At 64.4% G+C, this 20914-nt stretch carries 12 protein-coding genes; 3 read left to right on the plus strand and 9 right to left on the minus strand.

All coding sequences use genetic code 11. From position 1 onward, the window contains the following. Positions 1 to 15: 15 nt before the first annotated feature. The 4 genes from lon to ACTYOL_RS06250 all read right to left on the minus strand — a co-directional run bounded on the left by lon (position 16) and on the right by ACTYOL_RS06250 (position 8770). Positions 16 to 2436 (minus strand): endopeptidase La, encoded by a 2421-nt coding sequence (gene lon / locus ACTYOL_RS06235; RefSeq protein ID WP_444757676.1) that lies wholly within the window; start codon positions 2434 to 2436, stop codon positions 16 to 18. Positions 2437 to 2602: 166 nt separating this feature from the next. After that, positions 2603 to 5014, minus strand: coding sequence for a glucose/quinate/shikimate family membrane-bound PQQ-dependent dehydrogenase (locus tag ACTYOL_RS06240; RefSeq protein ID WP_125930583.1), 2412 nt, complete (start codon positions 5012 to 5014; stop codon positions 2603 to 2605). 30 nt (positions 5015 to 5044) lie between these two features. Continuing rightward, positions 5045 to 6391, minus strand: a complete 1347-nt coding sequence (locus ACTYOL_RS06245; RefSeq protein ID WP_200603535.1) for a carbohydrate porin — start codon at positions 6389 to 6391, stop codon at positions 5045 to 5047. 333 nt (positions 6392 to 6724) lie between these two features. Beyond that, entirely contained in the window at positions 6725 to 8770 is a 2046-nt protein-coding gene (locus tag ACTYOL_RS06250; RefSeq protein ID WP_444757677.1) for a TonB-dependent receptor, read from the minus strand. A gap of 212 nt (positions 8771 to 8982) precedes the next feature. On the opposite strand from ACTYOL_RS06250, the gene ACTYOL_RS06255 reads away from it, so the two are divergent. Both ACTYOL_RS06255 and ACTYOL_RS06260 read left to right on the plus strand, forming a co-directional pair. After that, positions 8983 to 9204 (plus strand): VF530 family protein, encoded by a 222-nt coding sequence (locus ACTYOL_RS06255; RefSeq protein ID WP_063543406.1) that lies wholly within the window; start codon positions 8983 to 8985, stop codon positions 9202 to 9204. 2 nt (positions 9205 to 9206) lie between these two features. Continuing rightward, positions 9207 to 9836 (plus strand): Pr6Pr family membrane protein, encoded by a 630-nt coding sequence (locus ACTYOL_RS06260; RefSeq protein WP_197892664.1) that lies wholly within the window; start codon positions 9207 to 9209, stop codon positions 9834 to 9836. Positions 9837 to 9891: 55 nt separating this feature from the next. Here the strand turns inward: ACTYOL_RS06260 and ACTYOL_RS06265 are convergent, their stop codons facing one another. From ACTYOL_RS06265 to ACTYOL_RS06280, 4 genes are all read right to left on the minus strand, one after another. Then, positions 9892 to 10653, minus strand: coding sequence for a siderophore-interacting protein (locus ACTYOL_RS06265; RefSeq protein WP_197892666.1), 762 nt, complete (start codon positions 10651 to 10653; stop codon positions 9892 to 9894). Next, positions 10650 to 11192, minus strand: a complete 543-nt coding sequence (locus tag ACTYOL_RS06270; RefSeq protein WP_063543412.1) for a PadR family transcriptional regulator — start codon at positions 11190 to 11192, stop codon at positions 10650 to 10652. The genes ACTYOL_RS06265 and ACTYOL_RS06270 overlap by 4 nt, the downstream gene beginning before the upstream one ends. Positions 11193 to 11308: 116 nt before the next feature. Continuing rightward, entirely contained in the window at positions 11309 to 14425 is a 3117-nt protein-coding gene (locus ACTYOL_RS06275) for a transglycosylase domain-containing protein (RefSeq protein WP_200603534.1), read from the minus strand. A 102-nt stretch (positions 14426 to 14527) separates the two neighbouring features. Then, positions 14528 to 16147: an FMN-binding glutamate synthase family protein gene (locus tag ACTYOL_RS06280; RefSeq protein ID WP_125930579.1), complete on the minus strand. Its 1620-nt coding sequence runs from the start codon at positions 16145 to 16147 to the stop codon at positions 14528 to 14530. Between the two features lie 184 nt (positions 16148 to 16331). Here ACTYOL_RS06280 and ACTYOL_RS06285 point away from each other — a divergent pair, with 184 nt between their 5' ends. Further along, the gene (locus tag ACTYOL_RS06285) at positions 16332 to 16589 is read left to right on the plus strand and encodes a type B 50S ribosomal protein L31 (RefSeq protein ID WP_054891864.1); all 258 of its coding nucleotides are present in this window, start codon (positions 16332 to 16334) and stop codon (positions 16587 to 16589) included. Positions 16590 to 16595: 6 nt separating this feature from the next. On the opposite strand, the gene ACTYOL_RS06290 is transcribed toward ACTYOL_RS06285, so the two are convergent. Continuing rightward, positions 16596 to 20879, minus strand: a complete 4284-nt coding sequence (locus ACTYOL_RS06290; RefSeq protein WP_444757678.1) for a DEAD/DEAH box helicase — start codon at positions 20877 to 20879, stop codon at positions 16596 to 16598. Positions 20880 to 20914 lie beyond the last annotated feature (35 nt).

The raw sequence follows: 20914 nt of genomic DNA on the forward strand, positions 1-20914 counted from the left end.
AGAGCCCTGTGTTTATCAGAACAACACTTTCGCCACGTCGGCAAAGCGCTTGGCGAAATGCACCGTCAGCCCTTCGCGCAGGTAGTCGGGCAGTTCCTCGAAGTCCCCACGGTTCGCCTCCGGCAGGATCAGTTCGAAGATCTTCTGCCGCTTGGCGGCGATCACCTTCTCGCGTACCCCGCCAATCGGTAGCACCTGCCCGGTCAGCGTCAGTTCACCCGTCATCGCCACGCCTTTTTTCGGTACCTGGTCGCGCGCCAGTGACAGCAGGGCGCTGGCCATGGTCACGCCAGCGCTGGGACCGTCCTTGGGCGTGGCGCCTTCGGGTACGTGCAGGTGGATGAACGCTTCGTTGAAGAAGCCTGGGTCGCCGCCATATTGCTTGAGGTTCGCGCTGACGTAGCTGTAGGCGATTTCTGCGGACTCCTTCATCACCTCACCCAGCTTGCCGGTGAGCTTGAAGCCGCGGTTGAGCGTATGAATGCGTGTTGCCTCGATCGGCAGGGTGGCGCCGCCCATGCTGGTCCAGGCAAGGCCTGTGATCACGCCCTTGCCCGCCAGTACTTGCTCGCTGCGGAACACCGGCATGCCCAGTGCTGCCTCGAGGTCCTTGGTGCCGATCTTGAGCTTGGCATCCGGGTTCTCCAGTAGCTTGACCACTGCCTTGCGCACCAGCTTGCCGAGCTGTTTCTCCAGTTGACGCACGCCAGCCTCGCGGGCGTAGCCTTCGATCACCAGGCGCAGGGCGCTGTCGCTGATGCTCAGGCTGGTCTTGGCAACGCCAGCCTTGTCCAGCTGCTTGGGCCACAGGTGGCGTTTGGCAATGGCCAGCTTCTCTTCGGTGATATAGCCGGACAGGCGAATCACTTCCATGCGGTCGAGCAGCGGGCCGGGGATCGAATCCAAGGTGTTGGCAGTGCAGACGAACAGCACCTTTGACAGGTCCAGACGCAGGTCCAGGTAGTGGTCGAGGAAGTCGACGTTCTGCTCCGGATCCAGGGTTTCGAGCAGTGCCGAGGCGGGGTCGCCCTGGTAGCTCTGGCCCATCTTGTCGATCTCGTCGAGCATGATCACCGGGTTCATCACCTCGACATCCTTCAGTGCCTGTACCAGTTTGCCGGGTTGGGCGCCGATGTAGGTACGGCGGTGACCCTTGATCTCGGCTTCGTCGCGCATGCCGCCGACACTGAAGCGGTAGAAGGGGCGCCCCAGGGATTCGGCGATGGATTTGCCGATGCTGGTCTTGCCAACGCCCGGCGGGCCGACCAGCAGTACGATCGAGCCGCTGATCTCGCCTTTCCAGGCACCGACGGCGAGGAACTCGAGGATGCGCTCCTTGATATCGTCAAGCCCGGCGTGGTGCTGATCGAGCACTTTGCGTGCGTGCTTGAGGTCGAGCTTGTCCTGGCCGTATACCCCCCAAGGCAACGCGGTGGCCCATTCGAGGTAGTTGCGGGTCACAGCGTATTCCGGCGAGCCTGTTTCGAGGATCGCCAGCTTGCCCATTTCCTCGTCGATGCGCTTTTTAGCCTGCTCGGGCAGGGTCTTGCCTTGCAGGCGCTGTTCGAACTGTTCGAGGTCGGCGCTGCGGTCGTCCTTGGTCAGGCCCAGCTCCTGCTGGATGACCTTGAGCTGTTCCTTGAGAAAGAACTCACGCTGATGCTCGCCGATCTGCCGGTTCACTTCGGCGGAAATCTCGTTCTGCAACCGCGCAACCTCGACTTCCTTGCGCAGCATCGGCAGGACCTTCTCCATGCGCTTGAGCATGGGGACGCAGTCGAGCACTTCCTGCAACTGGTTGCCGGTGGCAGAGGTCAGGGCAGCGGCGAAGTCGGTGAGGGGCGAGGGGTCGTTGGGGCTGAAGCGGTTGAGATAGTTCTTCAGCTCTTCGCTGTACAGCGGATTGAGCGGCAGCAGTTCCTTGATCGCATTGATCAGGGCCATGCCGTAGGCCTTGACCTCGTCGGTGGGCTGCGCGGGCTGGTGCGGGTACTCGACTTCGACCAGGTAGGGTGGTCGATGGTGCTTGAGCCAGGTGCGGATGCGTACGCGGGTCAGGCCCTGGGCGACGAACTGCAGCTTGCCGTTCTCGCGGCTGGCATGGTGCACCTTGACCAGGGTGCCGTATTCCGGCAACGCCTTGGTGTCGAAGTGGCGGTGGTCTTCGGGCGGCGTGTCCATGAAGAACAGGGCCAGGGAATGATGATCGGTCTTGGCGACCAGGTCGAGGGTTTCGGCCCAGGGTTCCTCGTTGACAATCACCGGCAGCACTTGCGCGGGGAAGAACGGGCGGTTGTGGATCGGGATCACGTAGACCTTGTCCGGCAGTTGCTGGCCGGGCAGGGCAAGGGCGCGGCTGGTCTCGGCCTTGGCCTCGAGGTGTTCGATTTCGCTCTGTGCGTCGGGGTGTTCCGGGAAATCCTGCTGGTCGCTCATGGGGCACCTGCGTGAATGACTATGGTGCTTAGATGGGGCGGGGAGGGATGGGTTTCAATGGTAGACGAAGGCTGGAGGGGGAGGCTTTCATCTTTGCCGGCCGGTGCCGGGCCGCTCGCGGGCCTGCCCGCGAAGGCGGCGGTGTGGCCACCGCCGCAGTCGAGGCTTATTCAGCCAGTTTGTAAGCGATGATGTAGTCGCCCATCTTGGTGCCTAGCGAGCCATGTCCTCCGGCCACGATCAGCACATACTGCTTGCCGTCCTTGCCCGTGTAGGTCATTGGCGTGGCCTGGCCACCGGCTGGCAGGCGAGCGCTCCACAGTTCCTTGCCGTTGTGCACGTCATAGGCGCGCAGGTACTGGTCCAGGGTGCCGCTGAGGAAGCCCACGCCACCGGCGGTGACGATCGAGCCACCCATGCTTGGTACACCCACCGGCAAGCCGATCGGTACAGGGGTGCTGTCACGAGTGGTGCCGTTCTTGCGTTTCCACACCACCTTGTTGGTGAACAGGTCGATAGCGGCCACATAACCCCAGGCCGGTGCCTGGCACGGCACGCCCAGTGGCGACATGAACGGGTGCATGGTCACGGCATACGGGGCGCCGGTGTTCGGCTGCACGCCGCTGGTCTCGCTTTCGCGCTTGCTGCCTTCGGCTACCTGCTCGCGCGGGATCATCTTCGACACGAACGCCATGTAGTTCGGCGAGGTGAACAGCAACTGACGCACCGGGTCGACCGACACGCTGCCCCAGTTGAACACGCCGACGTTGCCGGGATACACCAGCGAGCCCTGTTCGGACGGCGGGGTGTACTGGCCTTCGTAGCGCAGCTCGCGGAACTGGATGCGGCACAGCATCTGGTCGAATGGCGTGGCGCCCCACATGGCCTGTTCGGTCAGCTCGGGGCCGAGCAGGTTGAGGTCGGAGCGGGCTTGGGTCGGCGCCGTGTGATCGCCCTTGACCGCGCCTTGCGGTACCGGGATCTCGCGGATCGGCACGATCGGGGTGCCGTCACGACGGTCGAGCACGTACAGGCTGCCCTGCTTGGTCGGCACGATGACCGCAGGCTTCACGCCGTCGTCGGTCTTCAGGTGCACCAGGGTGGGCTGGCTGCCCACGTCCATGTCCCACAGATCGTGGTGGGTGAACTGGTAGTTCCAGCGTGCCTTGCCGGTGGCCAGGTCCAGGGCGACCACGCCAGCGCTGTACTTCTCGGCGCCTGGGGTGCGGTTGGCGCCCCACTGGTCAGGGGTCTGGTTGCCCAACGGCAGGTAGATCATGCCCAGGTCTTCATCGACGCTGGCCAGCGACCACATGTTCGCCGAGTTGCGGCTGTAGGTCTTGCCCGGCGCCAGGGGCTTGGTGTCGTCGGGGTTATCGCTGTCCCAGTTCCACACCAGGCGGCCGTCGTGCACGTCGTAGGCGCGGATCACGCCGGACGGTTCGTTGGTCGACTCGTTGTCGGTGACATGCCCGCCGATGATCACCAGATCACGGGTGATCGCCGCTGGCGAGGTGGAGTAGTAGCCGCCGGCGGTGAATGGGCCGATGCCGGTGGTCAGGTCGATCGCACCCTGGTTGGCGAAGCCTTCGCAGACCTTGCCGTTGTCGGCGTTGATCGCGATCAGGCGGGCATCGGCAGTGGGCAGGTACAGGCGTCGTGGGCAGGTCTGGGCAACGACCTGGCCGGCATCGGAGATCTTCGGCGCAGGGCTGCCGTCACGGCTGACGTAGCGGTTTTCGTCATAGTACGAAACGCCGCGGCAGGTCATGTGGGCGAAGCCCTTGAAGGTCTTGACCGGGCTCTTGACCTGCGGGTCGAAGCGCCAGATTTCGGCACCGGTGTCCGGGTCCAGGGCCAGCACCTTGCTGTGCGCGGTGCAGGCATAGAGCATGCCGTTGGCCTTGAGTGGGGTGTTCTCGTTGGTCAATTCGACCGGGTCGTTTTCGGTCGGCAGGTCGCCGGTGCGAATGCGCCAGGCTTCTTCCAGGCGATAAGCGTTCTGCGGGGTGATCTGGCGCAGGGGCGAGTAGCGGTCGCCGTGTTCGGTACGCCCGTAGGCCTGCCATTCGCCGTCCGGCATGGAAGGGGCTGCACTGGCCATTTCGCTGCTGTCACGCCCCAATTCGCCGAAGATCTCCCCGGGATGGGTGAACTGGCTACCAACTGCGGTTGCGCCGGAAGCGACCACGGCGGCGGCTAGCAGGGCGCCGTTGACCTTAGAGGCAGGCCCAAGCAGCGGGCGGCGCGCCCAGGGCAGCAGCAGGACCACGCCGAGGGCGAACCAGATGGCCAGGCGTGGCACCAGTTGCCACCAGTCCAGACCCACTTCCCATAGCGCCCAGGCGGTGCTGGCCAGCAGCACCACGCCATACAGGCCAAGGCCGATGCGGCGCAGGGCGATCAGCAGGATGCCCGAAAGGGCAAAGCCGATCCCGCCGATCAGGTAGTAAAGGGATCCCCCCAGCTGGCTCAGCTTGATACCGCCTGCGATCAGGGCCAGGCCCATCAGCAACAGCAGCACGCCTACGAGGCGCGGTAGCCAGCGGGTTCCATTCTTGGCACCGTCAGTGCTCATCGCATGTTCTCCGTTCGTTCGAGGTTGGGTTCAGAAACTGCTCTGGATCTTCAGGCCGCCGATCAGCGCGTCATCGACCTGCGACACCCCGCCCGGATGGCGGATGTACTGCAGGTTAGGACGCACGGTGAGCCAGTCCGCCAGGTGAACGCCGTAGTAGAGTTCGGCGCTGTATTCGGTGTCCTGGACGGGCAGGAAGCCGGGATTGTCGTAGTCGACGACGGCGTTGGCCTGGTTGGCCAGGCGCGCGTTCTTGCGGTAGGCGGGGTTGACGTGCACGCGGGCGAGGGCGAAACCGATGTCGTCCTTGGCGCGGGCATCGAAGGGCCCCTTGTACACCACACCTGCCTGAACGTAGTTGTCGATGGCATTGGTCTTCTTGTCATGCATCGTTGCATTGGCGAACAGGCTTAGCCCGCGGGAGGCGTCCGAGGCGCGCGAGGTCACCTGCTGCTGGGCGCCGAGCCAGAAACCATGCTTGCTGGCGCTGCTGCGGTAAGCCTGGCCGCTCAAGGCCGCCGGTTGGCCGTTGCCGTCCTTGTAAACATCCTGTGCCTTGGCATTACTGTAGTAGTAGCCGGCGCGATATTCCCCTTTCAGACCATTGACCCTTGGGGTCCACACCAGTTCGATCGGCATCAGCGCACCTTGCGTACCGCTGCCACTGAGCTTGAAACCATTGCCGGATTCAAGGTTGGAGGGATTCTGTTCGAAGACGCCGACCTGCGCGTAGAGGTCGTCAGCGAGGTTGTACTTCACCCGCAGCGCCCATTGGCTGACCGGCCAGTTGTACCAGATGCCACCCACCCAGTTACCCACCTGGGAACCGCAGAACGCCAGGTTCTGGAAGTCGCAGGGGAAGCTGTTGAAGTCCTCGCCTTCACCGAAGCGGCCGACCTTCACGTCCAGTGCGCCATCGAAGTATTTCTGCTTGATCCACATTTGTGTCAGACGCCAGGTTTCGCCGCGGCCCCAGACTTCCTGGGCGGAGGTGAAACCTCCCACGCGCGGGTCGTTGATCCGGTCGTTGCTGATGTTCTGGCCGTGGCGTTCGGTGACCGTCAGCTGGAATTCGCTGTCGTGCCAGCCGAGGATCTTTTGCAGGTCCAGATGGGCGCCCAAGGTGAACTGGTCGCTGTAGCGTGCGGTGCGATCGTGATCGAAGCCGCCGTGCAGGTTACTGCCCATTTCGCCGGTGTAGCCGAAGGTGAAGTCGTAGCCCTGCGCCTGGAGTGCGGTGCGGGTACCGTCCCAGTCACCGAACATCCAGGGTGAGTCTTTGGCGAAGGGCGCGTCTGCGCTGGCGCTGGGCGAAAAGCCGCTGAGCAGGGCGGTGAGGGCGAGGCCCGGGTATGGATTCTTCGGCAGTTGAAACATGAGATAGCGCTGTCTTTTGATTATTGAGAAAAACGCAAGCGCATCGAGGAGCGAACGCTTCGATGGAAACGGCTGGAGGGTTTATTAGTGAAGCGTTTCAGCTTGCGGTGCGGAGGATATAGGGGAAGTTGTAAGAAAAAAAGACAAAATGTCGCAGGGGATTGTTGTCGCAGACGTAATAGTGGGTGCAGTTCCTGTAGGAGCGGGCTGGCCCGCGAAAAAAACACCACGCTGTCTGGCACGGGCTACGCCCGTGTTCGCGGGCAAGCCCGCTCCTACTCGGATTGGGCTGGCCTTTAGATTTTGAACAAGACAGTTGTCCCTGCAAGCAGGTCAGAAGCTGGTGCGCAGCCCGACTTCGACGCTACGCCCCGGTGCCGGCGCGATATCGCGCAGGATGGAACTGGCGTAGCGCACGGTCTGGTCGGTCAGGTTCTCGCCACGCACGAAGGCCAGCCACTGGCTCTGGCCAATGTCGAAGCGATAGCCGACGCTGGCGCCGAGGGTGGTGTAGCCGTCGGTGCCGTGTTCGTTGTCCGGCTTGCGGTGCTGCGAGGCGGCGTGTTGCACGTCCACGCGCGCCTGCCAGCGATCCAGCTCCCACAGCAGGCCGGTGCCCACCCGCAGCGGGGCGATGCGTGGCAGTGGCTCGCCGGTGTCGAGGTTCTTGGCGCGGGTATAGTCGCCGGACAGCTCCAGGGCGAAGCTGCCGTAGCGGTTCTCCACCAGCTTCCAGCGATCCTGGGCCTCGATACCATAGAAGCGCGCACGCACGCCCTGATACAGGTACTCAGGAATCCCGCCGTCGTCATGATCATGGTCATGGTCATGGTCGTCGTCACCATGGTCATGCCCTTCACGCAGATTACCGCTGCCGATCAGGCCGATGTAGTTGCGAAAGTGGCTGTAGAACACGCCGACACTGCCCTTGTGCGTGCCGTTGTCGAAGCGCAGTGCCAGGTCGCCGGAAATTGCCTTCTCCTTGTTCAGGTTCGGATCGCCGACTTCATAGGCGCCGGTGGCGACGTGTGCGCCGTTGGCATACAGCTCGTAGAAGGTCGGTGCGCGCTCGGTGTAGGCCAGGCTCGCCGCCAGTGCCCAGACCGGATCGAGCTGGTACACCGCGCCCGATGACAGGCTTGCGGCATTGAAGCTGGTCGATTTGTCGGCACCAACGAAGTTCTCGTTGCCCTTGGCATCCGGGTCGATGCGGGTGTGCTCCAGGCGGGCGCCGAGGCTCAGGTTCAGGCGTTCGGTGGCCTGCCATTGCTCGAGCATGAACAGCGCCAGGCTGTCGGTGTCGGTGTGCGGCACGAAGGCTTCTTCGCCCAGCGCCGAGAACTCGTTGCGACTGACCTGGGCGCCGATCACCCCTTCGACGGGGCCGATGGGCTGGTGGCGGGCTTCGATGCGCGCCTCATAGCCTTTGTTCTTGAAGGTGGTGTGGACCTCGCCCTCTTCGATCTCGCGGTGTTGGTAGTCGGTGTAGCCGGCGTCGACCTTGACCGAACTGAACGGCCCTTCGAGGTCGCGCAGTTCCGAGGCGAAGGCGTAGTGGTCCTGTTGCATGTCCAGGCGCACGCCGGGCTCGGCCACCGAGCCGTAGTTGCTGTCGTAGCGGCTATAGGACAGGCCTGCATAGCCATGGTCCCAATGGTAGGAACCACCGATGGCGCCGCCGTCCTGGCGGCCGTCGCTGTTTTCCAGGCGATGCTTGCTGGCGGGTTCGTCGGCGTCGCGCACCTTCGCGCTGCGTGCATAGCCGGGGATGCGCAGGTCGTTGAACTGACGGCTGTTGGCGTCCAGGTGCAGGGCGAAATTGCCGTCACCGGCTTCGAGCTTCCCAGCGCTGCTGCGTGTGGTGTCGGCGCCGCCATAGCGCAGCTCGCCTGCACCATGGATGCCATCGATCGGCGAGTCGGGAATGCGGTTGTCGAAGGTGTTGACTACACCACCGATGGCGTTGCCGCCGTAAAGCAGCGCAGCCGGGCCACGGACGATCTCGACGCGTTCGACGGTGACCGGGTCCAGCGGCACGGCGTGGTCATAGGACAATGACGAGGCATCCAGGGCACCGACGCCGTTGCGCAGGATGCGGATGCGGTCGCCATCCAGGCCGCGGATCACCGGGCGACTGGCGCCTGGACCGAACCAGGTGGAGGCGACACCGGGCTGTTTGTTGAGGGTTTCACCGAGGCTGCCGTGCTGCTGTTGCAGCAGGTCATCGCCTTCGAGCACGGTGCTTGGGGCGGCGAGCTGACGGTTGCCGAGCGGGTTGGCGGTGATCACCTGGGGTTCGAGCTCCACCGCCTGGCTGGGCGATGACGCCAGCCACAAGGCGACAGCGAGGGGAGAGAGGCGCAGGGACTTGGACAACATGAGCGTGTGACGTTCCTTGGCAGATAGTTATAGTGAAGATACGAATAGATACAATATAACATTTCTATTTCATCACAGAGGTTTCCTGTCTGGCCAGGGGTTTGTGCTGTGGAAGGCTCTGGCCTGGGCTGGGAGCGCAGGCGGTCCGCATCCTTGCACACCGGCCCACTACACTCGTGTAAGGTGCGCATCTTTCAACGCGGGAGCACTGCATGAGCACGGCCCAACACAACGCACTGCACGGCAAGACGCTGGAGCAGATCCTCACCGAGCTGGTGGCCCACTACCAATGGCAGGGGCTGGCCGAGCGCATCGACATCCGCTGCTTCAAGAGCGACCCGAGCATCAAGTCGAGCCTGACCTTCCTGCGCAAGACGCCTTGGGCGCGGGAAAAGGTCGAGCAGCTGTACATCAAGCTGTCACGCAAGGCTTGAGGGTGCCGCGTCCCTGGCTGACCCTGGCCGCGCTGCTCGGCTGGACGGGGTTGGCGGTGCAGTTGTATCTGGTGCTGCTGGCGCGCTGGCAGGAGCAGGCCAGCTTGATCGGTGGCATGGTCAATCTGTTCGGCTATTTCACCGTGCTGAGCAACACCCTGGTGGCCACGGTACTGAGCCATGCGGCGTTCGGCCGTGAGACGGCGGCGCGGCGCTGGTTCCTGACGCCGGCGGTGAGTTCCGGTGTGCTGGTCAGTATCGTGCTGGTGGCAGTGGCCTACAGCCTGCTGCTTCGGCACCTGTGGCAACCCGAGGGTTGGCAGTGGCTGGCCGACGAACTGTTGCACGACGTGATGCCGCTGGTGTTCGTGCTGTACTGGTGTCTGGCGGTGCCCAAGGGGCGCTTGCGGCTATGGCACCTGGGCGCCTGGAGCCTGTACCCGCTGGTGTATTTCCTGTTTACCTTGTGGCGGGGGCATGAGATCGGGGTCTACCCCTATCCCTTCGTCGATGTGGCGAGCCTGGGGTATGGGCGGGTGCTGATCAATGCACTGGCGGTGTTGGCGGGGTTCTGGGGGATCGGGTTGCTGGTGATCGGGATGGATCGGTGGTGGGGGCGGGTGAAGGGATGAGTCGGGACGAGTCGCTGCGACTCGTCCCGCGACAGGGCCGCATCGGTCTTACTGGCTACTCATCATCCGCAGTGCCCTCTGCGCGCCAGTAAGCAGCTGCCTTGAGCGCATCCTCGGCCACGCCCTTTTCCAGCAGCAAAGCCTTGGCCTGCCGGGTCAGGCCCTTCTCCAGCGCTACCCAGCCATACAGCCGGCCCTGCGGCAACGCCAGGTTTTTCACCAGGCCGAGCAGGTCCTCTGCCTGCCGACGTACCCAGATGACCTCCACCTGCGCCTTGCTCGGCAGCGGCTGGCGCTCCTGTTCATCCTCGATCTGGATGACCGCCAGCACCTGGCGTCCGGCCGGCAGCTCCTCGAGCCGTCGGGCAATCGCGGGGATGGCGGTTTCGTCGCCGATCAGCAGGTAGCTGTCGAAGATGTCCGGCACCACCATCGACGCGCGTGGGCCGGCGATATCGAGGTGCTGGCCCGGCGCGGCCTGGGCAGCCCAGGTCGAGGCAGGGCCGTCGCCATGCAGGACGAAGTCGATGTCCAGCTCCAGGGCGTCCAGGTCGATGCGCCGCGGTGTGTACTCGCGCATGGTCGGTCGTACGCCGCCGTCGCGGCCCAGGTTGCGGGCCTCGATCGCTTGTTGCTCCTCGGGCGTGCAGCCGAACAGCACCTTGACGTGGTCGTCCGTGCCCAGGCTGGTGAAGCCTGCCAGTTCCGCACCGCCCAGGGTGATACGGCGCATGCGCGGGGTCAGGTCGGTGACCCGCAGCACCTGCAGACGGCGTTGGCGGATCTCGTGGTTGACGCGATGAATGGTGTCGCTCATGGGGTTTTCTCCTGAACGGAATCGGTCGGCCCGCCTGCGATGGCCCTGGCCGTGTCGTTGAGCAGGCCGCGTACCCGCTCGATTTCCTCGGGTGTCCAGCGGCCGCTGTGCATGTGCAGGGCATGGCGCAGATTGCCGACCGCCTCGTTGATCTCTGGCGGCCGGTCATGTCCGCGCAGGGCACGCTTGCTCAACTCGATGCGCATGCGTACGCCGTCGAGGGCGACGGCTTGTTCGGCGAGTGATTGGCGACCGACTTCGGTGATGACATAGAGGCGCTTGCTGCCCTGAATCTGGCCACTGATCAGCTCGGCTTCCTCAAGAAAGTTGAGGGTCGGGTAGATCACCCCGGGGCTGGGGCTGTAGCTGCCATCGAATAGCCCTTCGATCTGACGAATCAGGTCGTAGCCGTGGCCGGGTTGCTCGGCGAGCATCGACAGCATCAGCAGTTTCAGATCGCCAGGGGCGAACACCCGCGGGCCGCGCTCACCGCGACCGGGGCGGCGCTCGAAAGGATCATGGGGGGCGTGGTCACGCATGAGGTGCAGACTCCTTGTGTTTCGATATATCGCAAGATATTACTCAAGATATATCTAAACACAAGGCTTCAAATGCAGATGATTATCATCTGGTTTTTTGATGGGTGCCTTGCCTGTCAGTGCATCGCCAGTTGCGGCGCCTTGCATTCATTGGGGTTTCCCGGCTCCAGGTATGGCATGAGAATCGGCGCCATACCCTTGAGTACCTGCACGGGCAGTGCCGAGGTGAACTTGAACGACTCCGCCGTGCGTCCCGGCACGAAGGCGGTGAGCGTGCCGAAGTGGTTGTCGCCGAGGAAGAACACGAAGGTGGCAGTGCGGTTCAGCGAGCGTGAGCCGATCAGCCGTCCGCCGGCGCCGTAGCTCTGCAGGCGGTTGTCACCCGTCCCGGTCTTGCCACCCATCACCAGCGAGGTACCGTCGTGCAGCTTGAAGCTGCCGGAAATACGCCGCGCCGTACCGGCATCGACCACCTGCGACATCGCGCCTTTCAGGGCCCGCGCCACTTCCACCTTGAGGATTCGTTGGCCGCGGTCGGGGTCGCTGATCAGTTTGGTTTCATAGGGGGTGCCGGCCGCAAAGTGCAAGGTGTCGATGCGCAGGGTCGGCAGGCGTACGCCATCGTTCTGGATGATGCCTACCAGTTCGGACAGCGCCGCAGGGCGGTCGCCCGAGCTGCCAATGGCCGTGGCCAGTGACGGTACCAGGTGATCGAAGGGGTAGCCGACGCGCTTCCAGCGCTGGTGGATGTCGAGAAACGCCTCGATTTCGACCATGGTGCGGATGCGGCTGTCACGGGCGCCCTGGTGACGGCTCTTGAACAACCAGCTGTACACCTCCTGACGCTCGAAGCGGCTGGCGTTGACCATCTCGGTGGGGGTGGCGCCAGGGTTTTTCAGCAGGTAGCCGAGCAGCCACAAGTCCAGAGGGTGGACCTTGGCGATGAAACCCTGATCGGGCAAGTCGTACTTGCCTGGACCGTAGGCGGCGTACATTTCAGAAAGGCGGCCGTCGTTGAGCTTGGCCATGGCGGCCTTGTCCTTGGCGCTGTGCGCGCGGACGAAGGCGTTGAAGGTTTCCTGGCCGGCCTCGGGGAACAGGTAGCGGTGCACCGCCGCCAGGCGCTGGGGGGTGACGCGCATGCTGTCGAGGAAGGTGTCCAGGCGTTGCTGGGAGGTCTTGCGCTGGTACTTGCGCCAGAAGCGCATCAGGTAATTGGTGCCCTCGCGGTCGGCGAAGCGCGCCAGGTACTCCTGGCGGCGCGGGTCGGCGTCATCCTTGAGCAGTGGTTCGCGGTTGTAGGGTTGCTGGTAGGTGACGTAGCGCACCAGGTCGCGCATCAGGCGGATGAACGGCAGGTTGATCGACTCGCGCAATGCGTCCTTGAGGGTTGGGTTGCGGCCGTTGTCCTCCTTGCGGAAGTTGTTGAACACGTGCATGCCACCACCGGTGAAAAATGCCTCGCCGGTATTGGCCGAGTACTTGCGCTCCAGCGCGGCGTCGAGCATGGCGTCGAGGTTCTGGTTCTTGCTGTTCAGCATCAGCCATTCCAGTGACCACTGGGTGATGCGGTCCAGGTCGGCTACCTCCACTTTCTTGAGCTCGGCTACCGGCTTGCCGGCGTACTTGTCGTGCAGCTCGGCGACGATTTCAAGGTAGGTGGTCAGCACCCGCAGCTTGGCGGTCGAACCCAGTTCCAGCTTGCTGCCCTCGTTGATGTCGAACGGCTGGTTGGTGCTGTCGGTCTGCACCCGAACCCGCGAGCCGTCGGCGGTGCGCTCGAACAGGGTGAAGCTGTAGCTGACCTGGTCGGTGGTCTTGCTGGTCAGCAGGCGCTCGCCGATCAGGCCCATCTGCGCGGCGAACTCGGGGTCGGCGAGGTTCTTCAGGTACTGGCTGACCTGGGTCTGCAAGTCGGCTTGCAGGGTGCTTGTGGCGGAGAGGTCGAGGCGATCGAGGTCGTACAGCGGGCGGTTGAGCATGGCTGCCAGGCGGTTACGGGCCAGGCTGATGCCCTTGTTGGTGATGATCGGCACGATGGTCGGCTGAGCCACCCAGTCGCGGTACACCGCCTTGCTGGCCAGCGCGGCGTCGGCCAGCGGGCGATCGATGATGCCGTTGGCGGCGAGCACGCGGATATGCGAGTCGGTGAGCTCGGCCAGCTCGACGCGGCCTTTGGACAGGTAGTGCGAAGGTCGGCGCTGGGCAATCATCAATGACAGCACTTCACGCAGGGCCAGGCCACGAGCGGCCATGCTCTGGGCGTCGGTTTCGGTCGCGGTGAGCGCCTTGTTCACCTCGGCGAAGTCTGCGCCGTACCAGACCCGTAGCCCTTCGGCCATGCCATGCACTTCACCGTGCCCGGGTACCGCCGAGAGCGGCACGCTGTTCAGGTAGTCGCGCACGATGCGCTGGCGCGCCTCGGTGGTGTCCGGCCCGCCCTGATAGGCGCGCACGCTGGCAGAAATCATCTGGCGGATCTTCTCGGCGCCGTTGACCGTCAGGCCGTCCGGCGAGTGCCGGTATTTTTCCAACTGTGTCGCCAGGGTGCTGCCGCCCGCTGACTGGCCGGGCAGGGCCAGGTACTTGGCGACCTGGCTGTAGGCCGCCTTGGCGAAGCGTGGCCAGTCTACCGCTGGGTTGTTCTGCGGGTCCTTGCTGTCGAGCAGGTCGCGGTTCTCGATGAACAGCAGGCTGTTGACGATCACCGGCGGGATCGAGGCGAAGTCGTCGTACAGGTGCTGGGGGTAGTGGTACTGGTAGAGGGTGTCGCCGCGGCAGTCGGTGATCGACAGGCCGGCCTGGATCTTCTCGACGTAGGGCACGAACAGGCCGTGGTCGACATAGCGCATCAGTGCCGGGGAGAAACGCACCTGCTCGCTGATCAGGTAGTCGCGCTTGAGCAGGCGCGGCAGGAACTGACCCAGGGCGCTGTAGCCCAGGCGCTTGTCGAAGGGGCCGTCGCCTGGGTAGACGATCGCGTCGCTCGGCCCGCGCTCCAGCGAGTAGGTGAGGGTGCTGGCCAGGCGGCTGAATTCACGCGATTGCAGGTCCGAGCTCTGCACCTCCTCATAGACGGCAAAGCCCACCGCCACCATGGCCACCAGCACGATCAGGATGATCAGTCGCCACCACAACCGACGCTGACGAGGTGGCTTCGGCTGTGGTGGCTCGGCCAGAGGTGCTTCGGGTGCTTCCGTTCTGGTCTGTTCCGATTGCCACAGTGCGCCCATAGAGTTCAGTCCGGCCAAGTATTTTCGTCTTGCTTGTCTGAAGCTTAGACGCTGGCCGGACTTGGTGAAAAAATTGTGAGGGCGATGATCGGTGTATTCGGATCAGGCTGCGGCTTCGCTGTGCGGCTCGAAACTGTCGGCGCGCGCCAACTGCCACATCCGCGAGTAGAACTGCCCGTCCACCTCGCCGGTCAGTAGTTCGCCGGGCTTGAGGAACACGTGCATCTGCGAGAACAGCTTGATCTCGGTGGCGGAAATACGCCGCACCAGGTGCTTGGCCTCCAGTTGCGCGGGGTGCTCGAGGCCTGCAGCGGCCAGCATTTCGGCCAGGGCGCGCAGGGTGTTGTGGTGGAAGTTGAGCACCCGCTGGGCCTTGTCGGGCACCACCAGTGCGCGCTGGCGCAGGGCGTCCTGGGTGGCAACGCCGGTCGGGCACTTGTTGGTGTGGCAGCTCTGCGACTGGATGCAGCCGATGGCGAACATGAAGCCGCGTGCAGAGTTGGCCCAGTCGGCGCCGATAGCCAGCACGCTGGCGATGTCGAAGGCACTGACGATCTTGCCACTGGCGCCGAGCTTGATCTTGTCGCGCAGGTTCAGGCCAACCAGGGTGTTGTGCACGAACAGCAAGCCCTCGCGCAGGGGGACGCCGATGTGGTCGGTGAACTCCACGGGCGCGGCGCCGGTACCGCCCTCTTTGCCGTCGACGACGATGAAGTCGGGCAGGATGCCGGTTTCCAGCATGGCCTTGGCGATGCCCATGAATTCCCACGGATGACCCAGGCAGAACTTGAAGCCTACCGGCTTGCCGCCGGACAGCTCACGCAACTGGGCGATGAACTGCATCATTTCGATGGGCGTGGAGAACGCGCTGTGGCGGGACGGCGAGATGCAGTCCTCGCCCATGACGATGCCGCGGGTGTCGGCGATTTCCTGGGTCACCTTGTGCTTGGGCAGAATGCCGCCGTGGCCGGGCTTGGCGCCCTGGCTCATCTTGATTTCGATCATCCGCACCTGTGGGTTGGCGGCCTGCTCGGCGAAGCGCGCGGGGTCGAAGCGTCCGTCCGCGGTACGGCAGCCGAAGTAGCCGCTGCCCAGTTCCCAGACCAGGTCGCCACCGTGCTCGCGGTGGTAGGGGCTGATGCTGCCTTCGCCGGTGTCATGGGCGAAGTTGCCGAGCCGGGCACCTTCGTTGAGGGCACGGATGGCATTGGCACTGAGCGAACCGAAGCTCATGGCCGAGATGTTGAAGATCGATGCCGAGTAAGGCTGGCTGCACTGCGGGCCACCGACGGTGATGCGGAAACCTGTTGGGTCGGCCAGTGGCGCGGGGCGCATGGAGTGGCCGATGAACTCGAAACCCGACTCATACACATCGATCAGGGTGCCGAAGGGTTTGTCGGAGGCTTCGTTCTTGGCGCGGGCGTACACCAGCGAGCGCTGGGCGCGGGAGAAGGGCAGGGCATCGCTGTCGGATTCGAGCAGGTACTGGCGGATCTCCGGGCGAATGCCTTCGACCAGGTAGCGAATGTTGCCCAGAATCGGGTAGTTGCGGCGTACCGCATGGCGTTTCTGCAGCAGGTCGAACAGGCCGATCAGGCTGAGCACGGCGGTGGTCAGGGTAAAGGGCCACAGCCATTCGTGGTGCAGGAAGGGAAGGCTGGCCAAGGTGAACAGCACGCAGGCGGCGAACACGGCGTAACGGCTGAGGAGTGACAGACTCATGCGAAAATCCTTGCGAATGCTTCGGTCAATCAGGCTCAGGGGCCTGGGCAAACCCCGACCATAGCCCGGTAGGGTGACAAATGGCCAGCGGACGAAAGGCGAGGGAAAATGAAATTTCGGGTATCGAAAATCATTCTCAATGTAGTATGTTATAAAGTATTAATTAATGACCGAGGTGATTTTCATGAAAGCAGGTATCCATCCCGAATATCGTCCCGTGCTGTTCCACGACACGGCGGCGGATGTGTTCTTTCTGATCGGATCGACCGTGGAAACGGATCGCACCCAGGTTCACAGCGACGGCCAGACCTACCCCTACGTGGCGCTGGATGTGTCCAGTGCATCGCACCCGGTTTACACCGGTCAGCAGCGCAAAACGACTGTCGAGGGGCGAGTGGCCGGGTTCAACAAGCGTTTTGCAGGGTTTGCCGCGAAGGTTTAGGTGCGCTCAGTTGTCGCGCAACAGGCGCTGGCGCCAGGTTTGCTGTTCCTCGGCCGGTCCCTCGATCAGAAACCGGTAGTTGCCCGCGATCCGCACTGCCACCGGCACGCCGTCGCGATACAGCAGGCGGTTGCCCCCCGCAGCCGGTAGCTTGCTACCTGGCAGCAGAGTGCCGACCAGGTTCAATGGATCGCTGGCGCTGACCACCACCAGCGCCCCGTCCACTTCCCGCCGCCGCACCTGGCGCAATAACCCCACGGCTTCGGGCAGGGCGAACTGTTCGCCGGCTAGCCCGGCAATGAACCGCCCGCCACGGATTTCCCCGCGTGCCTCCAGCCGGTGATAGCAGCGCAGGAGTTCGCGCCATGGTGGTAGTGCTGCGCTTTCGCGCTCCAGCAGGCGCCAGCAGATCACCCCATAACGACGCAACAGGCTGCGGGCTATATGTTCCAGGCGCTGGTCGCTGTCCTGTTCGCCAGTGCTGCGCCGCAGCAGCGCCCAGCGACCGGCCTGCACCATGCTGCTGGACAGCGGTGGATGACCGCGGCGGCTATTGCGTGACGAACGTTTGGCCGCCGGCGTTATCAGGCTGCGCACACCGCTGAAGCTGTCGGCGCCCGCCAGCCCCGAGCCGACCAGTTCCTGCAGGGCGTTTTCCAGCTCGCTGGGCAGCAGGCGGGCTTGCTCGGCCAGCTCGTCGAAGAACAGCGCGCCATGGGCCTGCAAAGCCTGGTGCACGCGCTGTGCCCGTGCGCCGAGCGCCTCGGGCGACGGAATGCTGGCCAGGCTGCGCCACAGGGCGAGGCGTTCGCGCGGCAGAAGCACCAGCGGCGTACTCGACAGGGTACTGCTCGACACACTGGCGGCCAGCCGCGTCCAGGCCCACTGGCCACTGCGACAGGCGTCGTCAAGCCAGTGCGGGCTGTAGTCCTTGATCCGCGCAGGCAACAGCTCCGCCTCCCAGGCCCCGGCGGCGCAGGGGAGGCCCTCGAGCTGTCCGAGCACCTGCGCTACCGCCTGCGGCCCGCGCAGGCGTTCCTCCTGGCTCAGGTGCTGCCAGTCGAACTGAAAACGCATGAAATCCTGCAGGCTGACCGGTTCGATCTCCCGGCGCAGGCGCTTGACGGTATAGCGGTGAATGCGTGCCAGCAGGTGACGCTCGCACCATTGCAGCGGCGGCTGACCTGGGCTGAAGTGCCCGCGCAAGACATAGCCTTCGCGCTCCAGCCGCGCCAACGCCTGTTCGACGTCGCTCTCGCTGCGGCTCAATGGCGTGGCGATCTGCGCCAGGGTGAGTGGGCCGAAGGCGCTCAGGCGGCCACGCAGCAGATCGCTCAAGGCGCTATCCGCATCGACGACCTGGTCGAACCCGGGCAAGGGCTGCAGGGCAGGGGCGAGCGAAGCGTCGGGGTACAGCGTGGTCATCGACTTCAGGCGCTCGCGAGCCAGCCACAGCGGCTGGCCGCAGGTGTCCAGACGGCAGGCACGGCCAGCGTCTGCCAACTGCCCGAGCAGGGCTGCCCAGCCATCGTTGGCTTGCACCTCGGCTTGCGTGATCGTGCCCAGGCTCATCAGCGCCTCGTGCATTTCGTCGAGGTTGAGCGGTCTTGGCCAGGCTTCATCCGCGACCGCACTGATCGCATCGGCATCCAGCGCGCCGAGGTCGTCGCCGCTGCGCACTTCGTTCCAGCGTCGGTTGAGCACCGCTTGGGTACGGCGCTCCTCCAGCGGTGCATCGTCGAGAAATGCATAGGGACGAGCATTGAGGATGGCCGCGGCCAGCGGTGAGGGGGCGGGCAGGTCGCGGCTGAGCAGGCGCACCTCGCCGCTTTCCATGCGCCGCAGCAGTGCCAGCCAGCCCTCGCTGTCCATGGCGTCGTGCAGACAATCGTCGAGGGTCTGTTGCACCAGCGGATGGTCGGGAATCTGGCGCTCGCCGACGATGTTTTCAAGGCAGGCGATCTGGTCGGGGAACACTGTGGCGACCAGGTCTTCGCTCTTCATCCGCTGGATCTGCGGCGCTACCTTGCGCCCTCCGATGAAGCGCGGCAGGGCCATCGCCACGGCCGCGTTCCAGCGCCAACGCACACCAAACAGCGGCGCGTCGAGCAGTGCCTGGACCAGCACCTGCTCGGCGGTGCGGCTCGACAGGTAGCGCCACACTTCATCGAGGTCGAAGCTGTGGCTGGTGGACAGCGACAGCACGATCGCATCTTCGCTGGCCGCCGCCTGCAATTCGAAATTGAAGGTGCGGCAGAAGCGTTTGCGCAGGGCCAGGCCCCAGGCGCGGTTGATGCGGCTGCCGTAGGGGGAGTGGATGATCAGTTGGGTGCCGCCGGACTCGTCGAAAAAGCGCTCCATCACCAGTGTCTGCTGCGACGGCAGGGCGCCCAGCACTTGCTGGGTACGGCCCAGGTAGTCGAGCAACTGGCTGGCGCTGTCGTCGTCCAGCACATAGTCGGCTTTCAGCCACTGCAGCACGTGGGACTGGTCGCCTGCATGCTGCTGCAGCTGCTCATCGAGACGTGCCTGCAGGCGCGCGACTGCGGTGGACAATTCGTCACTGCGCCCCGGCGCTTCACCGAGCCAGAAGGGGATGGTCGGCGGCAGGCCATGGGCATCCTCGACCCGTACCCGCCCGGGCTCCACGCGCAGGATGCGATAGGAAGCATTGCCCAGCTGGAAGATATCGCCGGCGATGCTTTCCACCGCGAAGTCTTCATTGACGCTGCCGATGTTCAGTGCCTGGGGTTCGAGCAGCACGCTGTAGTCGGCAGTCTCGGGGATGGTACCGCCGCTGGTCAGGGCAGTGAGCTGGCTGCCGCGACGTCCACGCAGGGTGCCATTCACTGCGTCGCGATGCAGGTAGGCGCTGCGTACACCCTGGCGGCCGTTGTAACCCTCGGCGAGCATCTGCAGCAGGGCCTGGTAATGCGCCTGGTCAAGCCCTGCATAGGGCATCGCGGCGCGCAGGCAGTCGAACAACGCCTGCTCTGGCCAAGGCTGGTTGCTGACTTCGGCGATGATCTGCTGGGCCAGTACATCCAGTGGCGCGTTGGGGATGTGCAGCAGGTCCAGCTCGCCCCGGCGCACGCAGTCGAGCAGGGCCACGCATTCGATCAGGTCGTCACGCGAGGTAGGGAACAGTCGGCCCTTGGGAATGCCATCGACCTGGTGCCCCGAGCGGCCGACGCGTTGCAGGAAGGCGGCAATGGAGCCGGGCGAGGCTATCTGGCACACCAGGTCGACGTCGCCGATATCGATGCCCAGCTCCAACGACGCGGTAGCTACCAGCATCCGCAGACCACCAGCCTTCAGGCGCTGTTCGGCTGACAGGCGATGCTCCTTGGCCAGGCTGCCATGGTGGGCGGCGACTGCGTCCTGGCCCAGGCGCTCGCTCAGGTGCCGGGTCAGGCGTTCGGCCAGGCGCCGGGTGTTGACGAACACCAGCGTGGTGCGGTGTTCGCGGGCCAGGGCAGCGAGTCGGTCGTAGAGCAGTTCCCAGACATCCGTGGCCATCACCGCACCCAGCGGCACGGGCGGCACCTCGATGGCCAGGTCGCGCTCGCGGCTGTGGCCGACATCGACGATGGCGCAGGGCCGCTGATACCCGACCAGGAACTGCGCCACCCGCTCGACCGGGCGCTGCGTGGCCGACAGGCCGATGCGGCGCAACGGTCGGCCGCACAGGGCTTGCAGGCGCTCCAGGGTCAGTGCCAGGTGGCAGCCGCGCTTGTTGCCGGCCAGGGCGTGGATCTCGTCGACGATCACCGTGTGCACCTGATTCAGCCCGGCACGACCCGAGGCCGAACCGAGCAGTACGTACAGCGATTCAGGGGTTGTCACCAGGATGTGCGGTGCGCGTTTGCGCATGGCTGCGCGGTCTTTTTGCGGTGTATCGCCGGTGCGCACGGCGGTGGTGATGTGTGGTGCTTTCAGGTCTTGCTCGGCGAGTGCCTGGGCGATGCCTTCGAGAGGCGCCTGGAGATTGAGGCGAATGTCGTTGGACAACGCCTTGAGCGGTGAAACGTAGATCACCTGGGTTTGCGCGGGCAGCTCGCCGTCGTGCTCCAGACCTTGGCGAAACAGTTCGTCCAGCACTGCGAGAAAGGCGCTGAGGGTCTTGCCCGAGCCGGTCGGAGCGGCCAGCAGCATCGACTGGCCGGCGTGGATCAGCGGCCAGGCGCGGGCCTGGGCGTCGGTGACGGTGGCGAAGCGTTGCCGGAACCAGGTGCCGACGGCGGGGTGAAACAGGTCGAGCACTGGGTGCTGCTGTGCGGGCAGGTTCATGCAGTGTTTATGGCGTTTGGCGAGGTGGTTGGCAA

The sequence above is a fragment of the Pseudomonas sp. A014 genome (assembly GCF_052378495.1).
Taxonomy (GTDB): domain Bacteria; phylum Pseudomonadota; class Gammaproteobacteria; order Pseudomonadales; family Pseudomonadaceae; genus Aquipseudomonas; species Aquipseudomonas machongensis.